The organism is Sulfuriferula plumbiphila, assembly GCF_009938015.1.
Lineage (GTDB): Bacteria > Pseudomonadota > Gammaproteobacteria > Burkholderiales > Sulfuriferulaceae > Sulfuriferula > Sulfuriferula plumbiphila.
The window spans coordinates 1,872,912-1,899,545 of the sequence record NZ_AP021884.1 but is presented as its reverse complement, the minus strand read 5'-3'; the positions used below and the strand labels follow the sequence as shown (position 1 = coordinate 1,899,545).

30 protein-coding genes are annotated in these 26,634 nt (G+C 61.3%); 8 read left to right on the top strand and 22 right to left on the bottom strand.

What is annotated here, in order from left to right; translation table 11 throughout:
• Window positions 1–39 precede the first annotated feature (39 nt).
• The 3 genes from mnmH to GZH91_RS09890 form a co-directional block, all read right to left on the bottom strand.
• Window positions 40–1,089 (bottom strand): tRNA 2-selenouridine(34) synthase MnmH, encoded by a 1,050-nt coding sequence (gene mnmH, locus GZH91_RS09900; protein ID WP_161984242.1) that lies wholly within the window; start codon window positions 1,087–1,089, stop codon window positions 40–42.
• 381 nt (window positions 1,090–1,470) lie between these two features.
• Entirely contained in the window at window positions 1,471–1,677 is a 207-nt protein-coding gene (locus GZH91_RS09895) for a hypothetical protein (protein WP_147072750.1), read from the bottom strand.
• A 96-nt stretch (window positions 1,678–1,773) separates the two neighbouring features.
• Entirely contained in the window at window positions 1,774–2,397 is a 624-nt protein-coding gene (locus GZH91_RS09890) for an arylesterase (RefSeq protein WP_147072748.1), read from the bottom strand.
• Here GZH91_RS09890 and GZH91_RS09885 point away from each other — a divergent pair.
• Window positions 2,396–3,085 (top strand): ABC transporter ATP-binding protein, encoded by a 690-nt coding sequence (locus GZH91_RS09885; RefSeq protein ID WP_147072746.1) that lies wholly within the window; start codon window positions 2,396–2,398, stop codon window positions 3,083–3,085. The genes GZH91_RS09890 and GZH91_RS09885 overlap by 2 nt on opposite strands.
• Window positions 3,082–5,571: an ABC transporter permease gene (locus GZH91_RS09880; RefSeq protein WP_147072744.1), complete on the top strand. Its 2,490-nt coding sequence runs from the start codon at window positions 3,082–3,084 to the stop codon at window positions 5,569–5,571. The genes GZH91_RS09885 and GZH91_RS09880 overlap by 4 nt, the downstream gene beginning before the upstream one ends.
• On the opposite strand, the gene smpB is transcribed toward GZH91_RS09880, so the two are convergent.
• A complete protein-coding gene (gene smpB, locus GZH91_RS09875) occupies window positions 5,568–6,014 on the bottom strand; it encodes an SsrA-binding protein SmpB (protein ID WP_147072742.1) in 447 nt (148 codons plus the stop codon). The genes GZH91_RS09880 and smpB overlap by 4 nt on opposite strands.
• 55 nt (window positions 6,015–6,069) lie before the next feature.
• Between smpB and GZH91_RS09870 the strand changes: the two genes are divergently transcribed.
• A complete protein-coding gene (locus GZH91_RS09870; protein WP_147072740.1) occupies window positions 6,070–6,507 on the top strand; it encodes a type II toxin-antitoxin system RatA family toxin in 438 nt (145 codons plus the stop codon).
• Complete coding sequence (locus GZH91_RS09865; protein ID WP_147072739.1) at window positions 6,504–6,833, top strand: RnfH family protein; 330 nt, start codon at window positions 6,504–6,506, stop codon at window positions 6,831–6,833. Before GZH91_RS09870 ends, GZH91_RS09865 begins: the two co-directional genes overlap by 4 nt.
• Before the next feature lie 64 nt (window positions 6,834–6,897).
• Here GZH91_RS09865 and GZH91_RS09860 read toward each other — a convergent pair whose 3' ends face one another.
• Entirely contained in the window at window positions 6,898–7,242 is a 345-nt protein-coding gene (locus GZH91_RS09860; protein WP_147072737.1) for a hypothetical protein, read from the bottom strand.
• 199 nt (window positions 7,243–7,441) lie between these two features.
• Here GZH91_RS09860 and guaB point away from each other — a divergent pair, with 199 nt between their 5' ends.
• The 3 genes from guaB (at window position 7,442) to GZH91_RS09845 (ending at window position 12,111) form a co-directional block, all read left to right on the top strand.
• Window positions 7,442–8,908, top strand: coding sequence for an IMP dehydrogenase (gene guaB / locus GZH91_RS09855; protein WP_147072735.1), 1,467 nt, complete (start codon window positions 7,442–7,444; stop codon window positions 8,906–8,908).
• A gap of 84 nt (window positions 8,909–8,992) precedes the next feature.
• Window positions 8,993–10,558 (top strand): glutamine-hydrolyzing GMP synthase, encoded by a 1,566-nt coding sequence (guaA, locus tag GZH91_RS09850; protein WP_147072733.1) that lies wholly within the window; start codon window positions 8,993–8,995, stop codon window positions 10,556–10,558.
• A gap of 296 nt (window positions 10,559–10,854) precedes the next feature.
• Entirely contained in the window at window positions 10,855–12,111 is a 1,257-nt protein-coding gene (locus GZH91_RS09845; RefSeq protein WP_147072731.1) for a tyrosine-type recombinase/integrase, read from the top strand.
• On the opposite strand, the gene GZH91_RS09840 is transcribed toward GZH91_RS09845, so the two are convergent.
• The 14 genes from GZH91_RS09840 to GZH91_RS09775 all read right to left on the bottom strand — a co-directional run bounded on the left by GZH91_RS09840 (window position 12,089) and on the right by GZH91_RS09775 (window position 24,743).
• Window positions 12,089–12,496, bottom strand: a complete 408-nt coding sequence (locus GZH91_RS09840) for a helix-turn-helix transcriptional regulator (RefSeq protein WP_223264542.1) — start codon at window positions 12,494–12,496, stop codon at window positions 12,089–12,091. The genes GZH91_RS09845 and GZH91_RS09840 overlap by 23 nt on opposite strands.
• Before the next feature lie 121 nt (window positions 12,497–12,617).
• Window positions 12,618–12,842: a DUF2274 domain-containing protein gene (locus GZH91_RS09835; RefSeq protein ID WP_147072729.1), complete on the bottom strand. Its 225-nt coding sequence runs from the start codon at window positions 12,840–12,842 to the stop codon at window positions 12,618–12,620.
• The gene (locus tag GZH91_RS09830) at window positions 12,839–14,113 is read right to left on the bottom strand and encodes a TrbI/VirB10 family protein (RefSeq protein WP_147072727.1); all 1,275 of its coding nucleotides are present in this window, start codon (window positions 14,111–14,113) and stop codon (window positions 12,839–12,841) included. The genes GZH91_RS09835 and GZH91_RS09830 overlap by 4 nt, the downstream gene beginning before the upstream one ends.
• Window positions 14,114–14,115: 2 nt before the next feature.
• Complete coding sequence (trbG, locus tag GZH91_RS09825; protein WP_147072725.1) at window positions 14,116–15,129, bottom strand: P-type conjugative transfer protein TrbG; 1,014 nt, start codon at window positions 15,127–15,129, stop codon at window positions 14,116–14,118.
• A complete protein-coding gene (trbF, locus tag GZH91_RS09820; protein ID WP_147072723.1) occupies window positions 15,126–15,833 on the bottom strand; it encodes a conjugal transfer protein TrbF in 708 nt (235 codons plus the stop codon). The genes trbG and trbF overlap by 4 nt, the downstream gene beginning before the upstream one ends.
• Window positions 15,834–15,859: 26 nt before the next feature.
• Window positions 15,860–17,221 carry a P-type conjugative transfer protein TrbL gene (gene trbL, locus GZH91_RS09815; protein ID WP_147072721.1) on the bottom strand — a complete coding sequence of 454 codons (1,362 nt, stop codon included), beginning with the start codon at window positions 17,219–17,221 and terminating at the stop codon, window positions 15,860–15,862.
• 3 nt (window positions 17,222–17,224) lie between these two features.
• Window positions 17,225–17,485 carry an EexN family lipoprotein gene (locus tag GZH91_RS09810; RefSeq protein ID WP_147072719.1) on the bottom strand — a complete coding sequence of 87 codons (261 nt, stop codon included), beginning with the start codon at window positions 17,483–17,485 and terminating at the stop codon, window positions 17,225–17,227.
• A gap of 12 nt (window positions 17,486–17,497) precedes the next feature.
• On the bottom strand, window positions 17,498–18,226 hold the full coding sequence (gene trbJ, locus GZH91_RS09805; protein ID WP_147072717.1) for a P-type conjugative transfer protein TrbJ: 729 nt from the start codon (window positions 18,224–18,226) through the stop codon (window positions 17,498–17,500).
• Window positions 18,223–20,652, bottom strand: coding sequence for a conjugal transfer protein TrbE (gene trbE, locus GZH91_RS09800; protein WP_147072715.1), 2,430 nt, complete (start codon window positions 20,650–20,652; stop codon window positions 18,223–18,225). Before trbE ends, trbJ begins: the two co-directional genes overlap by 4 nt.
• Before the next feature lie 9 nt (window positions 20,653–20,661).
• Window positions 20,662–20,934, bottom strand: a complete 273-nt coding sequence (locus tag GZH91_RS09795; RefSeq protein ID WP_147072713.1) for a VirB3 family type IV secretion system protein — start codon at window positions 20,932–20,934, stop codon at window positions 20,662–20,664.
• The gene (locus GZH91_RS09790) at window positions 20,931–21,263 is read right to left on the bottom strand and encodes a TrbC/VirB2 family protein (protein WP_147072711.1); all 333 of its coding nucleotides are present in this window, start codon (window positions 21,261–21,263) and stop codon (window positions 20,931–20,933) included. Before GZH91_RS09790 ends, GZH91_RS09795 begins: the two co-directional genes overlap by 4 nt.
• The gene (gene trbB / locus GZH91_RS09785; RefSeq protein WP_147072709.1) at window positions 21,260–22,276 is read right to left on the bottom strand and encodes a P-type conjugative transfer ATPase TrbB; all 1,017 of its coding nucleotides are present in this window, start codon (window positions 22,274–22,276) and stop codon (window positions 21,260–21,262) included. The genes GZH91_RS09790 and trbB overlap by 4 nt, the downstream gene beginning before the upstream one ends.
• Window positions 22,273–22,755, bottom strand: a complete 483-nt coding sequence (locus GZH91_RS09780; RefSeq protein WP_147072707.1) for a CopG family transcriptional regulator — start codon at window positions 22,753–22,755, stop codon at window positions 22,273–22,275. The genes trbB and GZH91_RS09780 overlap by 4 nt, the downstream gene beginning before the upstream one ends.
• The gene (locus GZH91_RS09775) at window positions 22,752–24,743 is read right to left on the bottom strand and encodes a conjugal transfer protein TraG (protein ID WP_147072705.1); all 1,992 of its coding nucleotides are present in this window, start codon (window positions 24,741–24,743) and stop codon (window positions 22,752–22,754) included. The genes GZH91_RS09780 and GZH91_RS09775 overlap by 4 nt, the downstream gene beginning before the upstream one ends.
• 77 nt (window positions 24,744–24,820) lie before the next feature.
• On the opposite strand from GZH91_RS09775, the gene GZH91_RS09770 reads away from it, so the two are divergent.
• The gene (locus tag GZH91_RS09770) at window positions 24,821–25,000 is read left to right on the top strand and encodes a hypothetical protein (RefSeq protein ID WP_147072703.1); all 180 of its coding nucleotides are present in this window, start codon (window positions 24,821–24,823) and stop codon (window positions 24,998–25,000) included.
• Between the two features lie 56 nt (window positions 25,001–25,056).
• On the opposite strand, the gene GZH91_RS09765 is transcribed toward GZH91_RS09770, so the two are convergent.
• Genes GZH91_RS09765 through GZH91_RS09755 form a run of 3 tightly spaced genes read right to left on the bottom strand, consistent with a single transcriptional unit; the run spans window position 25,057 to window position 26,628 of the window.
• Window positions 25,057–25,668 (bottom strand): DNA-3-methyladenine glycosylase I, encoded by a 612-nt coding sequence (locus GZH91_RS09765; protein ID WP_147072701.1) that lies wholly within the window; start codon window positions 25,666–25,668, stop codon window positions 25,057–25,059.
• Complete coding sequence (locus GZH91_RS09760) at window positions 25,665–25,964, bottom strand: YciI family protein (protein ID WP_147072699.1); 300 nt, start codon at window positions 25,962–25,964, stop codon at window positions 25,665–25,667. The genes GZH91_RS09765 and GZH91_RS09760 overlap by 4 nt, the downstream gene beginning before the upstream one ends.
• A gap of 37 nt (window positions 25,965–26,001) precedes the next feature.
• Window positions 26,002–26,628 (bottom strand): TetR/AcrR family transcriptional regulator, encoded by a 627-nt coding sequence (locus tag GZH91_RS09755; protein ID WP_147072865.1) that lies wholly within the window; start codon window positions 26,626–26,628, stop codon window positions 26,002–26,004.
• Window positions 26,629–26,634: the final 6 nt, after the last annotated feature.

Sequence of the window (26,634 nt, the reverse complement as noted above, 5' to 3'; positions counted from 1 at the left end):
AGGTGCTACGTTTTAAAGCTAGCATCTCAATCCAGCCCGTCAAGCTTGTTCTAGGATGCGTTGCGCTGCCGAGAGAAAACCGGTCGGGCTGATATTTTCCACCACAATCGGCGCCGTGTCGGTGTAATGAGGGTAATTTTTCAGCGTGGACTTGCCGTACGCCGGGTCGTAGTGCCTTTCCGGCAAAGCCAGCACCAGTTCGTCCCATGCGCCCTGTTCGGCCAGTGCGTTCCAGCGCGCAATGATCTCCTGGCCGTATAGGCCAAGCAGGCAATCGAGCTTTTCCTTGAGGGCGGCGGGGTTGGCTAGAAAGTGGGCGTATTCTTCCTTGAGCAGGGCCACCCGCAGCGGCGTCGCCACTTCCACGCGCACGCAGCCACCCTCACGCATGCGCGCCAGCAGCGCATCGGGCACACGCAGCAAGCCGATCTTTTTGCTTTCTGCTTCGACATACACCGGGCGGCCCGGGTTGAAGTGTTGCAGTGCCCACCACAACTGGCTGTCGAACATTTTTTGCGGCGGTTGCGACGCATCCGGCAGATTGCCCAGTACCGAGCCGCGATGCGCGGCGAGTCCCTCCAGGTCGAGCACCTGCGCGCCGGATGCCAGCAGCGCTTGCAGCAAACGGCTTTTGCCGGAACCGGTTGGTCCGCACACCACACGGAAATCAAAACGCCCAGGCAGGCTATCCAGTTCGGCTACCACCGCGCGGCGGTAGGTCTTGTAACCCCCATCCAGCTGGGCGGCGCCAAAACCAATCTGCTTCAACACATGCGCCAGCGAGCCGCTGCGGCCGCCCCCGCGCCAGCAATAGATAAGCGGTTTCCAGCCGCGCGGCTTGTCGGCGAAATAATCCTCGAGATGGCGGGCGATGTTGCGCGACACCAGCGCCGCCCCGATTTTTTTGGCATCGAAGGCGGAAACCTGCTTGTATATCGTGCCCACGCGCGCGCGTTCGGCATCATCCATGACCGGGAAATTCAGGGCGCCGGGAATATGGTCATCGGTATATTCACCGGGCGAGCGCACATCGATAATCTCGTCAAATTCGGCGAGCTGTGCTAGGTTTGCGAGCGGTACAGGTTTCATGATTGGTTGCGATCAAGCGAATCGCACAGTTTATACGAGAGCGTGACAACAATGCTCGACTCCCTGGCGCCAGCCTATCCGCCTGACCCGGTAGCTAACGGCGGCGGCTGCGGTTGCAAGATCGCGCCGGCAGTATAGACGCGCCTGAATCTATCTGCGGTCTGCTGATCCCGGCCATATGCCCAAATGCCTAACTGGGCAACACCAGCTGCTGGGCAACCCGCAAACCAGCGGCACCCTGTTGGTGGCGTGTGCGCCGGAGGCGCTAGATTGAAGTTGGGGGGTGGTTCGGAGTGAGGGTTTCGATCAGGCTTGCGTGATTGATGCCTTGCGCGCGGGGGCAGACCAAGGGACGGGTGCGCTGAGCCCCCGTCATTCAAATCAGGCGCTGCCTGGAAAATGCAGAAAATGTGCCTGGCAGGCGGCGCGATCTTCCGTGCGGCGGCCTGCGGCATCGCGGCGATCCACACCCAGATATGGCTCGCGCTGTAGCTGTGCCGTCGGACTGCGACGCTCGCACAGACGCCGCTCCAAGGGTATGAACTCCACCTCGTAACTCGCCAGTTTCATGGAAGTCTTTCGCATCATCAAGTGACCCGTTATTTGTTGCTGATATTTCAGTATCTGTCGAATCATAGCACTATCGGTCAGATAAGAAATACTATTTGACAAAGGTTCATCCATTCAGGGGTTGTGTCGTGCGACCAATAGCGTTTGCAATGGTTTCCACACATTCTCCAGAACCTGGTTTTGCGCGGATGCGATGGGATGAAAGCCGTCGGCCTGGAACAACTCGCGTTTTGCTTCGATGCCCTTGAGCAGCGACGGCAACAATGCAACATGCTGTTGCCGGGCAAGCGTTACATAAGCGTGCCGGAACTTTTCCGTATAGGCCATGCCGTAATTGGGCGGCAGACGTACGCCTACCAGCAGCACGCGTGCACCGGCCTGGTGGATGCGCTGGATCATCGCCCTGAGGTTACCCTGCATCGCCGCCAGGGGTAGCCCGCGCAGGCCGTCGTTTGCGCCCAGTTCAAGGATGACGATTGCGGGTTTGTGCTGCGCCAGCGCAATAGGCAGGCGTGCCAGGCCACCGGCACTGGTTTCGCCGCTAATGCTGGCATTGACAACGTGCCAGTGTTGTTTGTTATTGTCGAGGCGCTGCTGCAGCAGGCTGGGCCAGGCCTGACTGGTTTTGAGACCGTAGCCCGCCGACAGGCTGTCACCGAACACCAGAATGACTGGCGCAGCCTGTGCGGCGCCGGATGCGACAAGACATAACAACAGTAAAATTTTACTAAAATTCATGATCACTCCCATCCATACCCCCATTCTGCGTGCAGCCGGCGTTGCCAAGCAAGTCGCGTCGAACGGCGCGCAACTGACTATCCTGCATCCTGCCAGTTTCGACATCCGGCGCGGTGAATCAGTTGCCATTGTGGGTGCCTCCGGCTCGGGAAAATCCACCCTGCTCGGTTTATTGGCCGGGCTGGACCTGCCCAGCCAGGGTGAAGTGTGGCTGGACGGGCAAGCGCTGGGGCAGCTGGATGAGGATGGCCGCGCCCGGCTGCGCGGCGCATTGATTGGCTTTGTGTTCCAGTCGTTTCAGTTGCTGCCCATGCTTACCGCGCTGGAGAATGTGATGCTGCCGCTGGAGTTGAATGGCGCCGCCGATGCACAGGCGCGTGCCCAGCATTGGCTGGAACGGGTGGGGCTGGCCGAGCGCCAGCGCCACCGCGCCCGGCAGCTCTCCGGTGGCGAGCAACAGCGCGTGGCCATCGCCCGCGCATTTGCCGTCAGGCCGGCGCTGTTGCTGGCGGACGAGCCCACGGGCAATCTCGATGCCGAAACCGGCGCGCGCGTGATTGAATTGCTGTTCGAGTTCAACCGCGAGCAAGGCACCACGCTGGTACTGGTCACGCACGACGAAGCGCTTGCTGGGCGCTGCGCGCGCCGCCTGCAACTGCGTGCGGGCCATCTGGAAAGCGGCGCATGAATATTGCACGCCTGGCCTTGCGCATGCTGGTGCGTGAATGGCGCGCCGGCGAGTTGCGCGTACTGGCGCTGGCGGTACTGATTGCCGTGGCCGGGCTGGCCTCGGTGAATGCCTTCACGGCGCGCATGCAACTGGCTCTGAGTCAGGAAAGCAACCGCCTGCTGGGCGCGGATCTGGTGCTGGCATCAGATCACGCGCCTGCCGCCGGCTTGATTGCCGAGGCGCAACGGCGCGGGCTCGCAACGGCTCAGACCGCGCTGTTCCCGAGCATGGTGAGTACGCCGCAGGAGAGTCGCCTGGCCGAGATCAAGGCGGTGAGTAAAGGCTATCCGCTGCGCGGCTCCTTACGCATTGCCACTGCCGCATTCGGTGCGGACCATCGCGCCGATGGCATTCCCGGCCCGGGCAGCGTGTGGCTGGAAGCGCGCCTGGCGAATGAATTGCAGCTGGCGCCGGGCGCATCCATCCAGGTCGGCTACAGTCAGCTCAAAGTAGCAGCGATCCTCGCCAGTGAACCGGATCGTGGCGGTGATTTTTTCAATCTGGCGCCGCGCCTGTTGATGAATCAGGCTGATTTGCCTGCCACCGGATTAATCCAGCCAGGCAGCCGCGTGGGCTACCGGCTGCTGATTGCGGGCGAGAGCAGGGTGGTGGAAGCCTATCGAAACTGGTTGGCACCACACCTGGAACGTGGTCAGCGGGTGTTGGGTGTGCGCGACGCGCGCCCGGAAATCCGCAATGTGCTGGACAAGGCCGAACGCTATCTGGGCCTGGCGGTGCTGCTGGCAGCAATGCTGGCCGCCGTGGCGATCCTGCTGTCGGCACGGCATTTTTTGCGCCGTCATCTCGATGCCTGTGCGCTGTTGCGCTGCTTTGGCGCCAGCCAGCGCAATATCGCCGCACTCTACGCTTTGCAAATGGCCGTGCTGGGCGTGCTGGCGGCGCTGGCAGGGGTGGCGCTGGGATATGTCGGCCAGGCGGTACTGGCAGGATTGTTAGGCAAACTGGCCAAGCTGGTATTGCCGCCGGCCAACGGCTTACCCTTTTTACAGGCCGCGCTGGCGGGCCTGGTGCTGCTGGCCGGGTTCAGCCTGCCCACCTTGTTTGCACTGCGGCGCACCCCGGCGTTGCGTATTCTGCGCCGTGATGGCGTGGCACTCGATGTGCTCGGTGCGGCCAGCTATCTCGCCGGACTGGCAACACTGACGGCATTGCTGTTCTGGCAGGTACGCGATACCCGGCTCACATTGATGGCGCTGTCAGGCATGGGCGCAACCCTGCTGGTCACCATACTGCTGGCGTGGCTGCTGGTGCTCGGTGCAGGTTGGCTGGGTGCGCGCAGTCTGGGCAGTTGGCGCCAGGGCCTGCTCAACCTGCGCCGCCGTGCGGGCGGCAGTGTGATTCAGGTTTCCGCCTTCACCCTGGGAATGCTGGCATTGCTGCTGCTCACCGTGGTGCGCGGTGATTTGCTCAACAACTGGCGCGCCACCTTGCCCGCGGATGCACCCAACCACTTTGTCATCAACATCCAGCCGGACCAGGTCGTGCCATTGCAGGCGTTTTTCCGCAGTCACGGGCTGGCTGAGGTCAGCCTCTACCCGATGATACGCGGGCGACTGACGGCAATTAATGGGCACGCGGTGAACCCGGCGGCCTATGCCGATCGGCAAACCCGGCGCCTGCTGGAGCGTGAGTTCAACTTGTCTTATGCCGACCGGCTACCGCAAGACAATAACCTGGTCGCCGGCAACGGCTGGAACAGCGCCAGCGCCGCGCCGCAATTTTCAGTAGAGCAGGGTATCGCGCAAAAACTGCACCTCAAACCGGGTGGGGTCTTGCGTTTCGATGTGGGCGGCACGCCCGTATCCGCGCGCATTACCAGCCTGCGTAAAGTCAACTGGGACAGCTTTCGGGTGAATTTTTTTGTGATCGCCAACAGTGGCCTGCTGCAAAACATTCCCGCCAGCTACATCACCAGCTTTTATCTTCCCGCACAGCGGGGAGGCATGTTGAATGAAATGGTCAAGGCCTATCCCAATCTGACGGTGATCGACGTCTCCGCCATCATGAAGACGGTGCAGGACATGCTCGATCGCGTCACCGCAGCGGTGCAGTTTGTATTCATATTCAGCCTCGCATCCGGTCTGGTGGTGTTATACGCAGCGCTCGCCACGACCCGCGATGAGCGCGCGCTGGAAACCGCACTGTGGCGCGTACTCGGTGCGCGGCGCGGGCAATTGTGGGTGGCGCAGGTGACGGAGTTTGCCGCGATCGGCTTATTGGCCGGCCTGCTTGCTGCAGCCGGTGCGAGCGCGATTGGCTGGGCCTTGAGCAGTGAAGTATTCAACCTGCCGTACCACTTCAACCCGGTGCTATGGCTGGTGGCAATGGGTTCGGGCAGCGCGGGAGTGGCGCTGGCCGGGGTGGGCGGACTGTGGGGAATCAGTCGCGAGACACCGCTCGTGACCTTGCGCGCGGCGACCTAGACTTTATTGCGCATGGCACGCTGTACTTCGCGGTCGGTTTCACGCTCTTTTGCGCTCTGGCGTTTGTCGTGCTGTTTTTTGCCTTTGGCCAGGCCGATTTCCAGCTTGATGCGGCCACGCGTGTAGTGCATGTCCAGCGGCACCAGGGTATACCCGGCGCGCTCCACCTTGCCGATGAGCTTGCTGATTTCTTCGGCGTGCAGCAGCAGCTTGCGGCTGCGCGTGGCATCCGGGTGGACGTGGGTGGAAGCGGTGGCGAGCGGGCTGATATGCGCACCGATCAGGAATACTTCGCCATTTTTGATGACCACGTAGGCTTCCTTGAGCTGCACGCGTGAGGCACGGATAGCTTTCACCTCCCAGCCTGCCAACATCAGGCCGGCTTCGTATTTGTCCTCGATGAAATAATCGTGGAAGGCTTTTTTATTCTGCGCGATGCTCATTGGTTTTTCCGGCGTCAATCGTGTATTTTACCAGTTTTTGCGGGCAAGGCAGACGATGGCAGTTGTAAACAAGAGCGTGCTGGTCGGGCATTCCGCCCAGCAAATGTTTGAACTTGTGGATGGGGTGGAGCATTACCGTGAATTTTTACCCTGGTGCGGCGGTACCGAGGTGAAATTGCGTGACGGCCGCAGTACCGTGGCAACTATCCATATCGACTATATGCATATCAAGCAGCATTTCACCACCGAAAATCTCAATCAGCCGCCTCATTTCATCAAGATGAAACTGCTCGACGGGCCATTCAAAAAACTCGATGGGGAATGGCACTTTAAAGCACTGACCGAGGATGCCTGCAAGATTGAATTCATGCTGAGCTACGAGTTTTCCAACAAGTTGCTGGACACTGTGCTCGGCCCGGTTTTCAGCTATATCGCCAATAGCTTTGTCGAAGCTTTCATCCGGCGCGCAGAACAGGTATACGGAGCATCATGAGCGAACAAATAACGGTAGAAGTTGCCTATGCAAAGCCCGGCATGCAGGTGATCCTGCCCGTCAGGCTTGCCGCCGGCGCCACTGCGCTGCAGGCCGTTGAAGCCTCGGGCATTCTGGAAAAATTTCCGGAAATCGACCTCAAGCAGAACAAAATTGGGATTTTTGGCAAACTGACCAAGCCTGAAACAGCGGTGCGTGACAAGGACCGCGTGGAGATTTATCGCAAACTGATTGCCGATCCAAAGGAAGTCCGGCGCCAGCGCGCGGAAGAGGGCAAGGCGATGAAGAAAGGTAGCGCCGAAGCGGAAAAAAACGAAGCTTCTTAGGCAGCGACAGCCATAAAAAACGGGCGCTGATGCGCCGGTTTTTTATGGCTCGAACGGATATTGTTTAATTAAGCACATCGGTAGTAGGGTACTTCAACTGCCCAATACTCAGCTTGGCCAGCTCACTGGCAAACTTGGCGCTTTTCAGCACGGCATCGCTATCCCCTTTTTTGGCGGCTTCATGCGCATTTTTTAACGCAGCTGCAGCTGTTGTCCATTCATTCTTGTCTTTCTTGGAAGCAGCGACATCGTTTTCTGCCTGCTTTAGTGCAGCCTGAGCTGCAGCACTGATACCGGAGGTAGCGGACTGGGCCGAAGCCTGCGTACTGCCTGTGCCATTGGTCGTACCGGCGCAGCCGCCCAGCGTCAATAAGCCTGCACTCGCCAAAGCAATTAAAAATTTAGTCATCTTCAAATCTCCTCTGCTATCTGGTTTGTAATTAGCGAAACTAACCGAGCCCTGCGCCAGTTGATGCAAACATAGCCATTCGGGCGTCCGGCGTCAAATGCTTTTGCGGTGTTTAGTAGGTTTTTACCACTTACGCCGGGGCTTACCGCTAAATATCGAGTTGCCGTATAATAGCGCTTTGCACAGGAACAAAATAATTATGCGTGTCGCACAAAAAGCGCTTACCTTCGACGACGTTCTGCTCGTCCCCGCGCATTCCGATGTCCTGCCTCGCGATGTGAGCCTGCAAAGCCGCCTGACGCGCACCATTGCCCTGAATATTCCCCTCGTCTCTGCCGCCATGGACACCGTGACCGAGGCGCGTCTGGCGATTGCCTTGGCACAGGAGGGCGGTCTGGGTATCGTTCACAAAAACATGACTGCCGAAGCACAAGCGCTTGAAGTTTCGCGCGTCAAACGGTTTGAATCCGGGGTGGTCAAGGATCCGGTCACCATTTCGCCGAACATGAGCGTGCGCAATGTGCTGGAAATCACCCGCCGTCATCGTATTTCCGGCCTGCCGGTGGTGGATGCTGCGGGCAAGGTGGTGGGGATAGTCACCAATCGCGACTTGCGTTTCGAGACCAATCTCGACCAGACGATCAGCAACGTAATGACGCCGCGTGAGCGGCTGGTGACGGTCAAAGAAGGTGCCAGCCGTGAAGAAGCACTGGCGTTGCTGCACAAGTATCGCCTGGAACGCGTGCTGGTGGTCAACGACGCCTTCGAGCTGTGCGGCCTGATTACGGTAAAGGATATCCAGAAATCCTCCGAGCATCCCAATGCATGCAAGGACAGCCTGGGTCACCTGCGCGTGGGTGCTGCAGTCGGTGTAGGTGCAGGCACCGAAGAACGCGTTGCTGCGCTGTCCGAAGCCGGCGTGGATGTGATTGTGGTGGACACCGCCCATGGCCATTCCAAGGGCGTGCTGGATCGGGTCAAATGGGTCAAGACCCACTTTCCCCATGTGCAGGTCATCGGTGGCAATATCGCCACGGCTGCTGCCGCGCTGGCACTGGTGGATCATGGCGCGGATGCGGTCAAGGTCGGCATCGGTCCCGGCTCGATTTGTACCACACGCATCGTAGCTGGCGTGGGCGTGCCGCAGATCACCGCCATTCACAATGTGGCAGAAGCCCTGAAAGACAGCGGCGTGCCGTTGATCGCTGACGGCGGTATCCGCTATTCCGGCGATATCGCCAAGGCGCTTGCCGCCGGCGCACACACCGTGATGCTGGGCGGCTTGTTTGCCGGCACCGAAGAAGCACCGGGCGAGATCGAGCTGTTCCAGGGGCGTTCGTACAAATCCTACCGCGGCATGGGCTCGCTCGGTGCGATGCAAAAAGGCTCCAGCGACCGTTATTTCCAGGACAACGAAGCCAACGCCGACAAGTTCGTGCCGGAAGGTATCGAAGGCCGCGTGCCCTACAAAGGCAGCATGCTCGCGGTCATTCACCAGCTCATGGGCGGGGTGCGTTCCAGCATGGGCTACCTGGGCTGCGCCACCGTGGCCGATATGCACGCGCGCGCCGAATTCGTGGAAATCACTTCCGCCGGGGTGCGTGAATCGCACGTCCATGACGTGCAGATCACCAAAGAAGCGCCCAACTACCGCGTTGACTCATAATTATTTCCCCACGAAGCGCAGGGAAGAACGCGTTTCTTCTTTGAGTGTTTCTGGGACACTGTGCCTCTGTCGTAAAAATTCCATATGGCTCACCAGAAAATCCTGATTCTCGATTTCGGCTCCCAATACACCCAACTCATCGCGCGCCGGGTGCGGGAAACCAACGTTTACTGCGAACTCCACTCGTTTGACGTGGACGACGCCTTCATCCGCGCCTTCAACCCGGCGGGGATCATCCTCTCCGGCGGTCCGGCTTCGGTCACCGAAGAAGCAACCCCGCGCGCGCCGCAAGTGGTGTTCGAGCTGGGCGTGCCGGTGCTGGGCATTTGCTATGGCATGCAGACCATGGCCGCGCAACTGGGCGGGGCGGTGGAAAACGCCCTGCACCGCGAATTTGGTTACGCTGAGGTACGCGCACAAGGGCATTCGGCGCTGCTGCGCGACATCCAGGACCGCGTTAACGAAGCCCGCCACGGCCTCCTCGACGTGTGGATGAGCCATGGCGACAAGGTCACCGCGCTGCCGGAGGGCTTCAGGATCATTGCCAGCAACGCCGCTACCCCCATCGCCGGCATGGCTGACGAAACGCGCCATTTCTACGGTTTGCAGTTCCACCCGGAAGTCACCCACACCTTGCAAGGCAAGGCCATCATCGCCCGTTTCGTGCACGACATCTGCGGCGTTGGTTATGACTGGAACATGCCTGACTATGTGGAAGAAGCCATTGGCCGGGTGCGCTCAGAGGTCGGCAGCGACGAGGTGATTCTTGGCTTGTCCGGCGGCGTGGATTCCTCCGTGGTGGCGGCGCTGCTGCATCGCGCCATCGGCGGCCAGCTCACCTGCGTGTTCGTGGACAACGGCCTGCTGCGCCTGAACGAGGCCGAACAGGTGATGGAAACCTTTGCTAAAAACCTGGGGGTGAAAGTCATCCACGTGGATGCCAGCGCGGAATTCATGAAACACCTGAGCGGCGTTACCGAGCCCGAGCAGAAGCGCAAGATTATCGGCCGCGAATTCGTGGAAGTATTCCAGCGCGAATCCGCCAGGCTGCCCAATGCGAAATGGCTGGCGCAGGGCACCATCTACCCGGACGTGATTGAATCCGCCGGCGCCAAGACCAAAAAGGCCCATGCCATCAAATCCCATCACAATGTGGGCGGGCTGCCTGAAACCCTGCATCTGAAGCTGCTGGAACCCCTGCGCGAACTGTTCAAGGACGAGGTACGGGAACTTGGCCTCGCCCTCGGCCTGCCCCATGACATGGTCTATCGCCATCCCTTCCCGGGGCCCGGCCTTGGCGTGCGCATCCTTGGCGAAGTAAAGCAGGAATATACGGATTTGCTGCGCCGCGCCGATGCGATTTTTATCGAAGAACTGCGCGCCGCCGGCTGGTACGAAAAAACCTCGCAAGCCTTTGCGGTATTCCTGCCGGTCAAATCGGTGGGCGTGATGGGCGACGGACGTACCTACGATTACGTCGTCGCGCTGCGCGCGGTGCAAACGCAAGACTTCATGACCGCACACTGGGCGGAGTTGCCCTATACGCTACTCGGCAAAGTTTCAAACCGCATCATCAACGAAATTCGCGGTATCAACCGTGTGGTCTACGATATCTCCGGCAAACCGCCGGCCACGATCGAGTGGGAATAATTTTAGGTCTTTCGGCAGCTTTCGCGGACTATCGGAAATGTATATTAACTATATGAATTATATACGTTTATATGACTGCATCTATCGGCAGCTATCGACGACAAGCAAAGATTTTTGTCGGTAATCCTGTCGGTAATGAAAGCTAGAACAACCATCCAAAATTTTTTACCGTCTGACTAATTTCGGTAATGACGGTAAAAAATAGCGTGAAAAGCTAGTATTCATAGTGGTTTCAGAGCATCATGTGTTTTTCTGACCATTGACGGTAAAATTACCGTTCTCAGGAGGAAGCACCGATGTTGACCGACACCGCATTGAAGAACCTCAAGCCCAAGGAAGCGCCCTACAAGGTAACGGACAGGGACGGCATGTACGTCACGGTCTCGTCGGCGGGTACCGTCACGTTCCGCTATGACTACCGGATCAATGGCAGACGCGAGACGCTGACGATTGGCCGTTATGGACCGGGTGGTCTGTCGCTGGCTCGGGCGCGCGAAAAGTGCATCGACGCGAAGCGGGCCGTTTCGGAAGGCCAGTCCCCGGCGCAGGAAAAGCAGCGCGAGAAACGGCGCCTGTCTGAAGCCCAAACCTTCCAGGAATTTACCGACAAATGGTATGAGGAAGCCAGGATGGCCGACAGCACCCGGTCGATGCGCAAGAGCATCCTTGACCGGGACATCCTGCCGGTGTTTAAAAGCCGTCTGCTGAGCGAGATCAGCCCCGACGATCTGCGTGGCCTGTGCAATAAGGTCAAGGACAGGGGAGCGCCAGCAACGGCGATCCACGTCCGCGACATCATCAAACAAATCTACGGCTTCGCCATCCTGCACGGCGAGAAGGTGGCCAACCCTGCCGACGACGTGGGTCCATCGTCGATCGCCACCTTCGTGCCGCGCGATCGGGCGCTGTCGCCCACGGAGATACGCGTCTTGCACAAGGAGTTGGAGTACGTGGCTTCGTACCCGACCATCAAACTGGCGCTGCGGCTGATCCTGCTCACGCTGGTGCGCAAGGGCGAACTCATCCATGCGACTTGGGACGAGATCGACTTCGAAAACGCGCTGTGGACCATCCCGAAAGCGCGCATGAAAGCCGCCAAGGCCCACAACATCTACCTGTCGCAGCAGGCGCTCGACATCATGATCGCGCTGCGCACCTGCGCCGGCGGCTCGAAGTACCTGTTGCCATCGCGCTATGACGGCGACAAGTGCATGTCGAATGCCACGCTGAATCGCGTCGCGCAGATAGTCGTCGAGCGGTCGAAAGCGAAGGGCCTACCCATCGAAAGCTTTTCGGTGCACGACCTGCGCCGTACGGGTTCGACCATCCTCAACGAACTCGGTTTCAATAGCGACTGGATCGAGAAGTGCTTGGCGCACGAAGACGGCCGCTCATCACGCGGCGTCTACAACAAGGCCGAATACGCCGAGCAGCGCCGACACATGCTGCAAGAATGGGCCGACATGATTGATGCTTGGGTGGCTGGCAAGTCGCACACGCCGACGCTGCTGCCACCATCGATGAAGGTGCTCACGACGCAGGCTTTGCTTTAACTGGGCGTCGCTTGCGTTGGCGCACGTCAGGTGAGGGCGCTCGCTTCAACTGTGAACTGTCCGAGGCTTGCCGACGTGCGTCGAGCCAGGCTTCTACTTCCGTCAAGTCCCATACCACGCAGCGCGCGGTCAGATTGAACCGGCGCGGAAATTCTCCGCGGCGCTCCATGTCGTAGATCGTGGTATCGGCCAGCGGCACGATCTGTCGTAGCTCTGTACGGCGGATTGTGCGTCTGAACGGCAAAGTATTCGGTGCGACCAGTCGTGGTAGCTGCATGTCATGCAGTTCGTTTGCATCAGAGTCATCGTTTGGCCTCGCAGCCAGCGGACTTCGATCTGCTCTGTTCATGATCTGCTCCATCAGCAGGGCAGTTGCTGGTTGCATCGCAACGGCCGGTGTAAGTGCGACCCTGTGATGATGATCTTTCCGGCATCTATCGAAAACTCGCTCAGGCGTGCATGGGCGTATTCGTATTCCGATTGCGTTTGCGCGGTGTCGCTGTGAATCACATTCCCCTGGTCTTCCTGAAGCCGCGATCTCGCGCCATGAATGCTTCGAGCATGTGCGGGATCAGTTTCGCGGCATCAATCGGCTCGCCGTAGGTCTGAGCATGCAGCGCGGCGTAGCGCTCCAAATCGGCCTTCAACGCGGTGGTGAGAGCAATGGTCACTTTGACGGTCTCGGTCTTGGGCAGCGGCCCCAGCCGCAGTTTGCTGGTGGTTATGCTCATTGCGATGATCCCCTTTGGAAGAACAGCGGCTGGTATGGCCGCAGGATCAGATCCTTGTTCACCATGACTCGCATCGGGAAGCCGGGCCGGATAGTCAGCGTCGGCTGGATGCTCACGTTGCGTTTGGTGATCTCCTGACCGACCTGGTTCACCGTGTCCTGCGCGCTCTGGCGCGTGGCGATGATGACCTTGCCATCGTTGTTGCCGCGATCAGGCGCAGCCAGTTCAGCGCCCACGCCGAGCAGCGTGGACAACGCCGCACCGGCAAGGATGCGATCCCAGTGCCAATCGACGCCATCCTCCAGCCCGGCATAACCCGCCGGGTCGATACCGGGTAGTCGGTCGAGCGAAATCGACGAGGTATCAGGCAGGATCAGCCGCGTCCACACCAGCAGCACGCGCCGCTGACCGAATGACACCTGGCTGTCATAGCGCCCGATCAAGCGTGAACCTTGCGGGATCAACAGAAAGCGGCCAATAGCTGTGTCGTAGACCGCTTCCGTCACATTGGCGATGACCTGTCCAGGCAAGTCGGAGTTGATGCCCGTCACCAGCGCTGCCGGAATGATGGTGCCCGCCATCACCTGGTAGGGCGAGGCTGGCAGTTGCAGGCTGGCGGGATTGCGTGTGGCGGTGTCGCCACCATTGGTCACGAACGCTTGCTTCTGTTCCTGCCGGTTCTGCGCGGACGTTGGGTCGGCAGACTGTGCCGATACCGACGCCATCGGATTAAATGGCTGATTGCTGGATACCGGCTCCGGCATTGCAGTGTTTGATGTCGCAGTCGTTGCCACCTTAGCGGTACCGCTGCCGCGAAAGAACACTCCCGATCTCGCCGCTTCCTCGGTATCGCGAACGCTAGCCATCTGAGTCGGATTGCCATACGAACCCGTGCCGGTATTGGCATTGCGCTGCGCATGCACGATGGCCGGTCCCAGATCACCCGGCAGTGGTTCGCCCAGTGCGGGCACCACCGGTTTTGCCACTGTCGGCACTTTGGAATAGTCCTTCGGCAATTGATCCAGGTTCTCGGCCCGTGAGACGCGATCCACGTTGTACAGCTCGGTGGCCGGGTTGCGTTCGCGCTTGTGTGGCTGCAAGGACCAGAGCGTGGCGCCCAGGATGACGACGCCGAGCGCCCCTGCAAACACCGCCAGCATGCGCCGATTGAGTCGCGTGACTGGGCGCGGCGAAGCGCGCAGAGCCAAGGTGTCCGGGTCGGCCTTATCTGTCCCCGTCGGCGGCGTCTGCGGTGTGGCGGGCGTGCTCATGCTCAATACCTCCGCGCCGTGCTGCCCACGCCGTCGGTGCGCTCAATACGAACGACTGCGGCCTTGTCAGCGCCCAGCCGCAACTCGGCCGCACCGAACAACCGATCCACCACGTAATAGGGTGAGCGGAAGCGGTAGTTCACGAGCTGGCCATCACCCTGCGGCCCGATCACGAACAGCGGCGGCAGTTCGCCCTGCGCGATGCCCGCAGGGAACTGGATGTAGACCCGCTCGCCGTCATCGAACGCGCGCAGCGGTTTCCATGGTGGGCTGTCGCCGGAGATGGCGTAGCGGAACTTGATTCTCTCCAGTGACAAGCCGGAGTCCACCGGCGCTGCCGCCTGGGCCTGCTGTGCCTGCTTCTGTAGAGCGAGCATGCGGTCCTTCGGATAGTCCCACGATGCCGATGCCATCCACGCATGCGGTGTGGAAGACAGTTCGAGCAGGTAGGTGCGGCGGTTGGTGGTGATGACCAGGTTTGTCTTCAACCCGACGCGCGTGGGCTTCACGAGGATGTTCACGCGCAGACTGGCACCCGCGCCGCTGGTCGTGTCGCCCACGATCCAGCGCACGGTGTCGCCGGCGGAGACCGTCACCAGCTCCTCGCCCTGCTGCAAGGCGATGACGGTGACACGCCCCGGACTGGTGTAGAGCTGATACAGCGCGCCGTCCGTATAAGGCCAGACTTGGATCGCGTTGATATAGCCCTCGCGGCTCGGCGGCACGCGGGCTTCGGCATTGGCGCGAGTCACGCGAGCCTTCTCGTCGGGCGATTCGGCGAGTGGCTTGTCCTCTGGCGAGCTTGTCAGCGGCTTCAACTGTTCGGGCAGCGGCAGTGGTTTCGGCACTTCGACCACCTCGATGGGCTTGGGCAACTCCGGCAGCGCGTGCGCCGCGACGGGTTCGTCCAGCGTGATGTCCGGCGGCGGCTTGCCGTGTGTGGCACAACCACTGGCAGTCACCAAGGTGGCGCTCAGGATCAACGGCAAAGCGTAATTGCGGATTTGGGTTTTCATGGCTTCTTGGTTCCTTCGGTTGCGTCGAATTCACGGCTCCAGGAAAGGCCGTTGACATAAATGCCCAGCGGGTTCTTGCGCAGCCGCTCTTCGGTGCGGGGTGGCTGCAACACGATCGTGACGACGGCCGTCCAGCGCTCGGTGCCCGAGGGCGACCCGTTCACATAGTTGTGTTCGATCCAGCGCACCTGGAACGACGACGCGCTGGCGCGTACCACGCTGGTGATCTCAACCGAGGTCGAGGTCTGGCCGATGTGCGCGAACGGGTCGTGGGTGCGCGCGTAGTCGTTCAGCGTGGCCGCACCCTTGTCCGTGGTGTAGTCGTAGGCTTCGAGCCAGTTCTGCCGCACCACGATGGGATCGATCGACAGCGAGCGCACGTTGGTGAGGAAGCGCGCCAGGTGGTAGGCGATCTGCGCATCGTTGGGCTTGTACGGCGTGGCGGCCTCGCCCACCGCGCGTACCTGGCCGCCCGTGGCCACCTCGACCACATAAGGCGTGACGATGGACTGTGCCGAACGCCACACCAGACCACCCGCCATCAGCAAGGCGAGCGACAGACAGCCGAAGGCCATCAGCCGCCAGTTCTTCGCCTGCACGCGCGCACTGCCGATGCGCTGGTCCCAGACCTGCGCGGCGGCTTGGTAGGGGGTGACAGGTTCGGGCGTGTCCGAGTAACGTACCTGGGGTCGTTTAAAACGCATGAAGGGGTCTCCGGTAATGTAAATCTTTAGTGGTTTGACTCATCTTGCAGGCTCGGACTGGCACCGCTGCCGCCGTGATCGCCGGAGCGCAGGGTGTGAGCCGCCGTGGTGGCCGCATGGCTCACCTGCTGTTTGCGGCGCATTTGTTTGGCCCAGGCGGGCTCTGCCGTTGATGGCTTGGCTTCGGTCGAATCGGCCGATTCGGTGGAACTCGCGGCCGCCGCAGGCGCAGCAGCTTCCGCGACGAAGTTCGCTACGCGGTTCTTGACCGCTTTCGCACTGGCGGCGACGCGCTGGCCGACGGCCCCGGCACCGCTTTTGGTCACATTGGCAAGGCCTGCGCCAGCAGCACGAACTCCACCGCCACCCGATGCGGCGGCGCCAGCCTGGTAGGCGTTCTTCGCACCGCTTGCCATAGTGCTAGTCGCACGCCCGGCCGATGCCACTCCGCCGATGGCCGCGCGTGCAGCGCCCGGCACCATGCGCGCACCCGCCGCCACTGCTGCACCGCCGGTGGCGATAGCCGCGCCACCAGCCACCGCCAAACCAGCGGCACCCAGCGCCGTGCCGGCCGCCGCACCGGCGCCGAGCTGTGGTGCGCCTGACACCAGCCCGGTCGCAATCCCCGGCCCGAAGATCCCAAGTCCCAGCATTGCCAGTGAAGCGAGCATGATGGTCAGCGCCAGGTCGATGGAGGGCTCGGTGTTGGGCGGCACCTGGAACTGTGCAAACAATCCCGTGCCGATGCCGACGATCACCGCCAGCACCAGCACCTTGATGCCCGATGACACCACGTTGCCCAGTACACGTTCGGCCAGGAATGCGGTTTTGTTCCACAGCGCAAACGGCACCAGCACGAAGCCCGCGAGCGTGGTCAGCTTGAATTCGATCAGCGTGACGAAGAGCTGCACCGCGAGCACGAAGAAGCTGACGATCACCACCAGCCAGGCGAGAAACAGCACCGAGATGACATCGAGGTTCGCGAACACCTCGGGGAAGCCTGTCAGGTCGCTGATCTGCGCCATGATCGGTTGCGCCGCATCGACGCCGACCTTGGCAAGTTGGCCCGGCTGCAGAAACTGCGCCTGCGTCAGCGTGGAACCGGACGCCACCAGGCCGAGCCCGGCAAACGAGTGGAACAGGATGCCGGCCAGATTGTTGAAGTTGCCGATGATGAAAGCGAAGGCGCCGACATAGAGCGTCTTCTTGATCAGCCTGCCGATCACGTCCTCGCCGCCCATGGCCCAGAATAGACCCGCCAGGGTCATGTCGATCACCACCAGCGTCGCGGTGAGGAACGCCACCTCGCCATGCAGCAGCCCGAAACCCGAGTCGATGTAGTGCGAGAAGACATCGAGGAAGTGGTCGATGACCGACAGATCGTTCATGGCTCAGTCTTTCGGTGCAGAAGCGGATGCAGCCGGTGGCGCGGGCGTGTACGGCGTGCCGCTGCCCATGAAGCGCCGCCGCGTGGCTTCGGCGGCCCTGTTGCACAGGGCGTCCCCCGCCTCGGCATGGTCGGCCTTGCATTGAGCGCGGACTTCCTTCAGGCGCTCGGGATTCGCCAGCAGCGATTCAACGGTATCGGGATTGGGCTTGCTGCACGCGGCGAGCAGCACGGTGCAGGCGGCAGCGATGAGAAGGGTTTTCATGATCACGTTTTCTCAATTGCCGTAGAAGTTGACGCTGTATGGCGTATACGGTGTGCCGGTGCCATGGAAGCGGTTGCGCACCTCGGCGGCACGCGCATGCACCGCGACCTGCCGCGCCTGTTCGAGGGCGACGGCGCGGTCTTGCGTGATCTGCAGCTGCTGCGCCTGAATCGCCTGCCGGGCTTGCAAGGCGAGTAACTGGTTCGTCGCCTGCGTGGCTTGCAAAGCGCCGACCGCCGACTGGCTGCTGTTCACGAGGTCGCTCAAGGTTTGCTCGTCGGAAGTGAAGTTCTGCACGGACTGCGACTGCACCTCGGCTGCGGTGCGCAGTGCCTCCAGTGAGTTCTGCCAACGCTGGCTGGCGTCGAGCGCCATCTGGTTTGCCGGGGTCGAGGAGGTGTAGGCAGCGGGATAGAGCTGCGCGAACTGGGTCTCCATCTGCGTCAGATTCAATGATAGCCCCTGCGCCTGCTGCAGCAGCTGGTTCGTCGCGGACAGCGCAGATTGCAGTTGATTGAGCGCGCTGAAGGGGAGACTGGTCAGGTTCCTCGCCTGGTTGGTCAGCATCTGCGCTTCGTTCTGCAGTTGCTGGATCTGGTTGTTGATCTGCTGCAGAGTGCGCGCAGCGGTCAGGATGTTCTGAATCAAGTTGGCCGGATCGATGACCACCACCGTCGCCTGTACCGATGGCATTACGGTCATGAGTACGGCAGCGGCGACGGCAAGCAAGGTCTTTTTCATGGTTGCTTCTCCTTTGGAGTGAAGGGAAAGGACGGGATCAGGTCCGCGGCCCAGTCGAGACCGCGATGGCGCAGCCAGGCGGCTGCGAAGTCCGCAGGCGGCACCGACGCGGAAACGGCATCGATGGCGCGCTGGTCTTCGGGCTTGGCTGCGCCGGCGAACGCCAGCGTCACCGGCCCGAGCCCGAGGTCGAAGACGCGATTGCCGAGCCGCGACTGGTAGTAGTAATCGCGCTTGGGCTGTGCGGTTGCCACGATCTCGATCTGCCGCGCGTTGAGACCGAAGCCTTCATAGATGACGCGAATCTGTGGTTCGGTCGCCTGCGGGTTGGGCAGGAAGATGCGGCTCACGCAGCTCTCGACGATGGCCGGGGCGATGCTGGAATCTTTGATGTCCGCCAGTGACTGTGTGGCGAAGATGACAGAGACGTTCTTCTTGCGCAGCGTCTTCAGCCATTGCCGGATGCGCGCGGCGAATACCGGGTCGTCGAGGAACAGCCAGGCTTCATCGAGGATCAACAATGTTGGGGCACCGTCGAGGCGTTCCTCAAAGCGCGCGAAGAGGTAGCGCAGTACCGCGAGTGCGGCCGCCTTGCTGTGCATCAGTTCTTCCATCTCGAACGCCTGCACGTCGGCGAAACCGAGCCGGTCATGGTCGGCATCGAGCAGCTTGCCGTGCGCGCCGCCCAGCACATAAGGTTGCAGGGCCTGGCGCAGCGCGTTCGATTGCAGCAGTACCGACAAGCCGGTCAGGGTGCGCTGTTCGAGCGGCGCGCTGGCGAGACTGTTCAGCGCCGACCATACGGACTCCTTCTCGGCCGGCCCGACAACCATGCCTTCGTGAATCAACAGGCCTTGGACCCACTCGGCCGCCCAGGCGCGGTAGCCGTCCTGGTCGATGCGCGCCAGCGGCTGGAACGCGATGGCACCATCAATACCCAAGTCGTAATGCTCGCCACCGAGTCCGAGCACAGTGGCGCGAATGGAGCGTCCCATGTCGAATGCGAAGATGCGCGATCCGGCATAGCGGCGGAACTGCAATGCCAGCGTCGCGAGCAGCACCGATTTGCCCATGCCGATGGGGCCGACCACCAGCGTGTTGCCCACGTCGCCGATGTGCGTGACCAGCCGGAACGGTGTCGCGCCATCGGTGCGCGTCACGATCAGCGGTAGGCCGTCGAGATGCGCATTGCGCTCTTGTCCTGCCCACACGGCGGAGACCGGCATCATGTGGGCCAGATTCAAGGTCGAGACGATGGGCTGGCGCACGTTGGCGTAGGCGTGCCCCGGAATCGACGACAGCCACGCATCGACCGCGTTCAAAGTTTCGGGAATGGTGACGAAGCCCCGGCCCTGGATGGTTCGTTCGACTGCGCGCAGCTTCTCGTCGGCAGCGGTCGCATCGGCATCGATCACCGTCACGGTGGCCGTGACATAGCCGAATGAAACCTGATCGCTGCCCAATTCCTGGAGAGCCGCGTCGGCATCGGCCGCCTTGTTCGACGCATCGGAGTCCACCAGCGGACTCTCCTGCTGGAAGATGGTTTCGCGCAGCAGCGCGACGATGTTCTTGCGCTTGGCGAACCACTGGCGGCGCAGGCGCCCCAGCTCGCGCTCCGACTCGGCCTTGTCCAGGCACAGAAAGCGTGTGCTCCAGCGGTAGGCGAAGCCCAGGCGGTTGAGGTCGTCGAGCAAGCCGGGCCAGGTCGAAGTCGGGAAGCCGCGCACCGACACCACGCGCAGGTGCTGGCTCCCAAGCATGGGCGCAAGGCCACCGGTCAATGGCTCATCAGCCAATAACGCATCGAGGTGCATGGGAATTTCGGGCACGGCCACCGGATGCCGAAGGGTGGATACGCAGGCATGCAGGTAGCTCAGTGTCTGACCATCGTCGAGCCAGGTGATCTCCGGCATCACCCCTTCAAGCAAACCGAAGACGCGTTCAGTCTCCGACACGAAGCCCTCCAGCCGCTCGCGCCAGTCCACGCCTTCGACCTTGGTGTTCTCGTACAGCAGCTTGGCGGCGCGCGCCGTCGATTCCTCGGGCGGCAGGTACAGCAGCGTCAGGCGGTACGCGCTCTCGAAGTGACTATCGGCCTCCTCGAATGCGGCGCGGCGTTCTTCATCGACCAGCCAGGACAACGGTTCGGGAAACACCGATTCCGGATAGTCCGCTGCCTCGCGCCGTTCGGCCTCCACGAACAGCGCCCAACCCGATCCAAGCCGACGCAGCGCGTTGTTCAACCGCGCAGAGGTCGCGACCAGTTCGCCCTGTGTGGCGCTGTCCAGGTCTGGCCCGCGGAATCGCGCCGTGCGCTGGAACGAGCCGTCCTTGTTCAACACGACGCCGGGTGCGACCAACCCGGCCCAGGGCAGCCAGTCGGCCAACAGCGCGGGGCGTTTGCGGTATTCGGCGAGATGCATCATGGGTCGTCCTCACACGTCCAGAAGTTGTCGGTGCTTGATGTGCCGCGCGAAGACCGCCATGAACTGCGCATCCAGGCGCGCGCCCCACACCGCCAGCGAGTGCCCGACAATCCACAGCACCATGCCGGGCAGCCAGAGTTGCAGCCCGAGCCCCACGGCGGCGGCCAGCGTGCCGTTGGCAATTGCCACGGTGCGCGGTGCGCCACCCAGCAGAATGGGTTCGGTCAGCGAGCGGTGCAGCGGCACTTCAAAGCCAGGTGCGTCAGCAGGCAGCGCGCTCATGCCAGCACCGCTCCGCCGCTGAAACTGAAGAAGGTCAGGAAGAACGAGGACGCGGCGAACGCGATCGACAGGCCGAACACGATCTGCACCAGCTTGCGGAAGCCGCCGCTGGTGTCGCCGAACGCCAGCGTCAGGCCGGTGGTAATGATGATGATCACCGCGATGATGCGGGCCACCGGCCCCTGGATCGAATCCAGCACCGATTGCAGCGGCGCCTCCCACGGCATGTTCGACCCCGCCGCATGCGCGGGAATGGCGATGGCCAGCAGCAGCGCGGCGAGAGCCACGAATTGCAAGGCAGGTTTTACGGAAATGCGTGAAGTCGTCATGACGGTTCTCCGGGAGTCGATGAAAGTAAAGGGACGGAAGGCATCAGCTCGGCGCTGAGCCGGTAGCCGTGGCTGTCGAAGCCGGTGACGCGGGCGATTTCCTGCACGCGGCGCGCCCGGCCGCGACCGGCGATGTAGACGATGACGTTGACCGCTTCGGCGATCAGCGCGCGTGGTGGCGTCACCGCGACTTCGAGGATCAGTTGTTCCAGCCGCAGCAACGCGCCCGCCGCGGAACCGGTATGGACGGTGGCAATGCCACCCGGATGGCCCGTGCCCCAAGCCTTGAGCAGGTCGAGCGCTTCGGCGCCGCGCACCTCGCCGACGACGATGCGGTCCGGGCGTAGCCGCAGGGTCGAGCGCACCAGCTCGGCCATGGTCACGACACCGGCACGGGTGCGCAGCGGGACGTGGTCGAGCGCGGTGCATTGCAGCTCCACCGTGTCTTCGAGCACGATCACGCGATCGCCGGTGGCCGCGACCTCGTCGAGCAGGGCGTTCGCCAGCGTGGTCTTGCCGGTGCTGGTGCCGCCCGCGATCAGGATGTTCTGGCGTTCGCGCACCGCGTTACGTAGAAATTCCGCCTGGGCCTCGGTCAGGATGCCGTCGGCCACGTAGGCGTCGAGCCGGATCAAGCCGACCGCGCGCTTGCGCAGCGCGAAGACCGGCCCCGGCGTCACCGGTGGCAGCGCACCCTCGAAACGTTCGCCGGTCTCCGGCAGCTCGGCGGACAACAGCGGCTTGCCCGCATGCACCTCGGCGCGCACATGCGCCGCGACCAGACGGATGATGCGTTCGCCATCGGCTGGCGTGAGGCTGACACCCAGCGGTTCGCGCCCACTGCCCAGTCGATCCACCCAGAGCGAACCGTCGGGATTCAGCATGACTTCCACCACGTCGGGGTCGTTCAAGGCTTTCGCGATGTCCGGCCCCATCGCCGTGCGCAGCATGAGCACGCGACGCTCCAGCGCCAGCGAGGCCGACAAGCCTTGATCGTGCGGTGCGCTGCTCATGACGGTACTCCCGGTTCGTCTGTTGACGACACGGTATTGGCGTTTTCCTGCTGGCCGAAGAACTGGCTCCGATCGGGCTGGATTTCCTCGACCACATCCTTGACCAGGCTGCGCCCGCGCAGCAGATGCCGGCCGAGCTGTTCGACGAACTGCTCGAAGCGCGCGCGGCCCTGGGCGCGTGCCGCTTCCTGATGCGCTTCCGGCACCGGTGTGCTGACGGTGAGGAAGTAGCGCACGTAGAGCGCCAGCGTCTCGATGAGGATGTTCTGGTCGCGCTCCAGCTTGTCGAGCTGGCGAGACAAGCGATCCAAGCGCTTGGCGATAGCCGCTTCGCGCTGGTCGCCGGAATCGGGTGACAGGAACGAGGCCAGCGCAGCGGCGATGATCGAAGACTTGGACAAGCCCTTCATGGTCGCCAGCTCGTCGAGCCGTTTGGCGTGCTCGGGTTCGATGAATAGGTTCAGGCGGGTGCGGCTCATAGCGCGATTCCATCGTCAGGGTCGAGGGCCGCCAGCCGCGCTGTGCGTTGCAGGCGTGGATCGAGTTGGGCGGGCAAGGGTAGCGGCAGGTCGTCGTCATCGAGCAGCCCCAGATCGTCCACCGCGTGTTCGGGCTCCGGCGTGAACGCGACTTCGGCCAGTTCTGGCTGCTGCTGGCGACCGCCGTCGTCGATGGCCTCACCGTGTGCAGGCAACACCAAGCCGAGAATCGGCGCAGCGGGGATCGCCAGCGCCGTCCAGTCGTCGTGTCGCGCTGCCGGTACATCGGCGTAGTGCCCGAGCAGCAATTGCGGCGGAGCCTGCATGCGTGTCTTGAAATTCGCATCCAGGTAGTAGCGAATCTTCTGGGCCTTGATCGGTGGATGGCCGGACACCATCACCACCTCGTCGTCGGGCGGCAACTGCATGACTTCGCCGGGCGTGAGCAGCGGCCGTGCGGTTTCCTGGCGCGACACCATCAGGTGTCCGAGCCACGGCGCCAGCCGGTGGCCCGCGTAGTTGCGCTGTGCGCGTAATTCGGTGGCGGTGCCAAGGGCTTCCGAAATGCGCTTGGCGGTGCGTTCGTCATTGGTGGCGAACGTGATGCGCACGTGGCAGTTATCGAGGATGGAATGGTTCTGGCCGTAGGCCTTGTCGATCTGGTTCAGAGATTGGGCAATCAGGAAGGCGCGCAGACCGTAGCCGGCCATGAAGGCCAGCGCCGATTCGAAGAAGTCGAGCCGTCCCAGCGCCGGAAACTCGTCGAGCATCAGCAGCAATTTGTGGCGGCGAGCAATGCCGTCCGAACCATCGAGTGACTCGGTCAGGCGTCGGCCGATCTGGTTGAGAATCAGGCGGATCAACGGCTTGGTGCGACTGATATCCGAGGGCGGTACCACCAGGTACAGCGACACCGGGTGATCGGCATCAATCAAGTCGGCGATACGCCAGTCGCAGCGTGAGGTGACTTCGGCCACGGTGGGATCGCGGTATAGCCCCAAGAAACTCATCGCGGTGGACAGCACACCCGAGCGCTCGTTTTCGCTCTTGTTCAGAACCTCGCGCGCGGCGGAAGCGACCACCGGATGCGGTGTTTCTCCCAGGTGTCGCGTCGTCATCATCCGGTGCAGCGTCACCTCGAAGGGGCTGGCCGGATCGGACAGGAAGTTGGCGACGCCGCGCAGCGTCTTGTCATCTCCGGCGTAGAGCACGTGCAGGATCGCGCCGACCAGCAGGGCATGCGAGGTCTTCTCCCAGTGATTGCGCCGCTCCAGCGCGCCTTCGGGATCGACCAGGATGTCGGCGATGTTCTGCACGTCGCGTACTTCGTGCATGCCGCGCCGTACTTCGAGCAATGGGTTGTAGGCGGCTGATTTCGCATCGGTCGGGTTGAACAGCAGGCAATGCGAGAAGCGCGAGCGCCAACCGGCGGTCAGATTCCAGTTCTCGCCTTTGATGTCGTGGATCACGGCGGAGCCGGGCCACGAAAGCAGCGTTGGCACCACCAGGCCGACCCCCTTGCCGGATCGCGTCGGCGCGAAGGCCATCACATGCTCGGGACCTTCGTGGCGCAGGTAGTCGCCGTCCTTGCGGCCGAGGAAAACGCCGGCAGGGCCGGTCAGCCCGGAACGGCGGATTTCAGCGGGCAGCGCCCAGCGCGCCGAGCCGTAGGTGGTGACCAGCTTGGATTGCCGTGCGCGCCACACAGACATGGCGATGGCCACCATGGCGCCAGCGAAGCCGCTGCACGCTGCGATGGCACCGCCGCGCAGGAAAATGTCGGGCGCGTAGGCGTCGTAGAAGTACCACCACTCGAACAGCCGCCATGGGTGATAGACTGGCGTTCCCAGCAAGTCGAACCACGGCGCACCCAGGCGTAGCTGGTAGTCCAGTTGTGCCGCGGTCCATTGGGTGGCGCCCCACGTTCCCGCGATCACGATCCCGAACACCGCCAGAATCTGACCGAACAGCACACTGGTTCCCTGCATCACGACCCCCTGAATAGCACTCCCGCACAAAGTGCGGACAACGATGTGCCGCAGGCGTGAGAGTGGGGGGCGAACGAGTGCCGGTCAAAGACCGTTATCGGGATAGCGGAGACGTAGAAAACAAGATTTCTAGTTGGGGAAAAATGGAGCACGTCGCTGCAAACGACAGCGCGTTTCGGCGTGCATCGCGATTCGCCGAAAAATTATTGATGGATGCCTGCGCAACGTTTCGCATCACCGGCAGCAAAAAAGCATAGCGAGGAACGAGCGGCGCTTTTGCAGTCCGCGTGCATGCGATTTTGCGCGCCCGATGTCAGCGTCCGGGTCGTCTGAAACTCTTGCGTGCGCGCTCAACTTTGGCCCTGATCACGCAGTCCGCGACATGATCGTTGATAAGCCCCATGGCTTGCATGAAGGCATACACCGTGGTGGGGCCGATGAATTTCCAGCCTAGTTTTTTCAAATCCTTCGACAAAGCAAGCGATTCCACCGAGGTCGAGGCAGTCTGCGGTTCCGCAAGTTGCTTCGTGTCTGGTTCGTAACGCCAGACGAAGGCTGCCAGCGAGCCTTCCCGTTTGACGAGTTCCCGGGCCTGTCGCGCATTATTGACGACCGCCTCAATCTTACCTCGGTGGCGGACGATCCCTTCGTTCTTGAGCAGACGATCAATGTCGGGTTGGGTAAAGCGCGCTATCCTGTTGAAATCGAAATCATGGAAGGCGGCACGGAAATTTTCGCGCTTGACGAGGATAGTGCGCCAGCTCAGTCCGGATTGAAAACCCTCCAGACTCAATTTCTCGAATAAGCGATGATCATCGCTGACCGGAAAGCCCCATTCGCTGTCGTGGTAGGCTAGAAACTCCGGCGCGGCACCACACCAGCGACAACGTGATTTGCCGTCTGGACCGACAATCGTCGTGCTCATTTATCTATTCCGTCGAGCAAAAACTGTAGACGCTCATCTGTTTTTGATGGCGTGATTTCAAGAATTTCCGCGCTGACCACTTTTTCTGCCACAAACGGATCATCATTCACCCTGTTTTGAAGGTTCGGCAGCGATGTGTTATGCGCCAAAATTCCACCACCCATGTTGGGCTGGAGACTACCGGCCAACAGAAATACGCCATCATCAAACCCGCGTTTGATCCATTCTTTGTGGCCTTCCATGAATTGGCTGGCTTGGCCTTTGTTGCCAGAAAATTTAAGCAGTACGATAAACATCGGGTTTTTCTCCTATAAAACCTAGTGGGTCTGGTACTCAGCTTTTGCGTCTTACGCGCTCTCCCGCCCCATACTCGTCGTGTGCATTGCGCGCGGCGCTTTCAGTGCACGATCTCAGCCATTCGTCCATCTGCTTGACCTCCTGTTTGACGAATCTCTCATCGTGAAAGGCATTTGCCAGCGTGGCGACACCCTGGCTGCGGGCGAGAAGACGCATCGCCAGCTCATCAGCATCTGCCTTGCGGCCTAGCAGCGTGAATTGCCTGCGCAACCAGGTTCTAAATAGCGTAAATAACTTGTTTGCCTCGGCTTGTAAGGGATGATTTAACTTCGCGAGCTCACCGCACAGCGTGCCAACCGGGCAGCCGTAACATTTTATTTTGGCCCGGTTCATGATCAGAATATGGATAAAGCTGCGGATGCGATCCTCGGGTTTTTCCCCTTTGATCTCCCACTGCTCCAACATCTTCCGGGTATTCGCCAGACGCACATTGATCACGGCATCCAGAATTTCATCCTTGGATTTGAAGTGATGGTAAAAATTGCCGCGCGAGATCTGTACGGCATTCGCGATATCCGAGAACGAAGTGTGCTCGTAGCCTTGCTGATAAAACAACTGATCAGCCGCTTCAATAATATGATCACGGGTTGTCTTATCTCTCATGAAAAC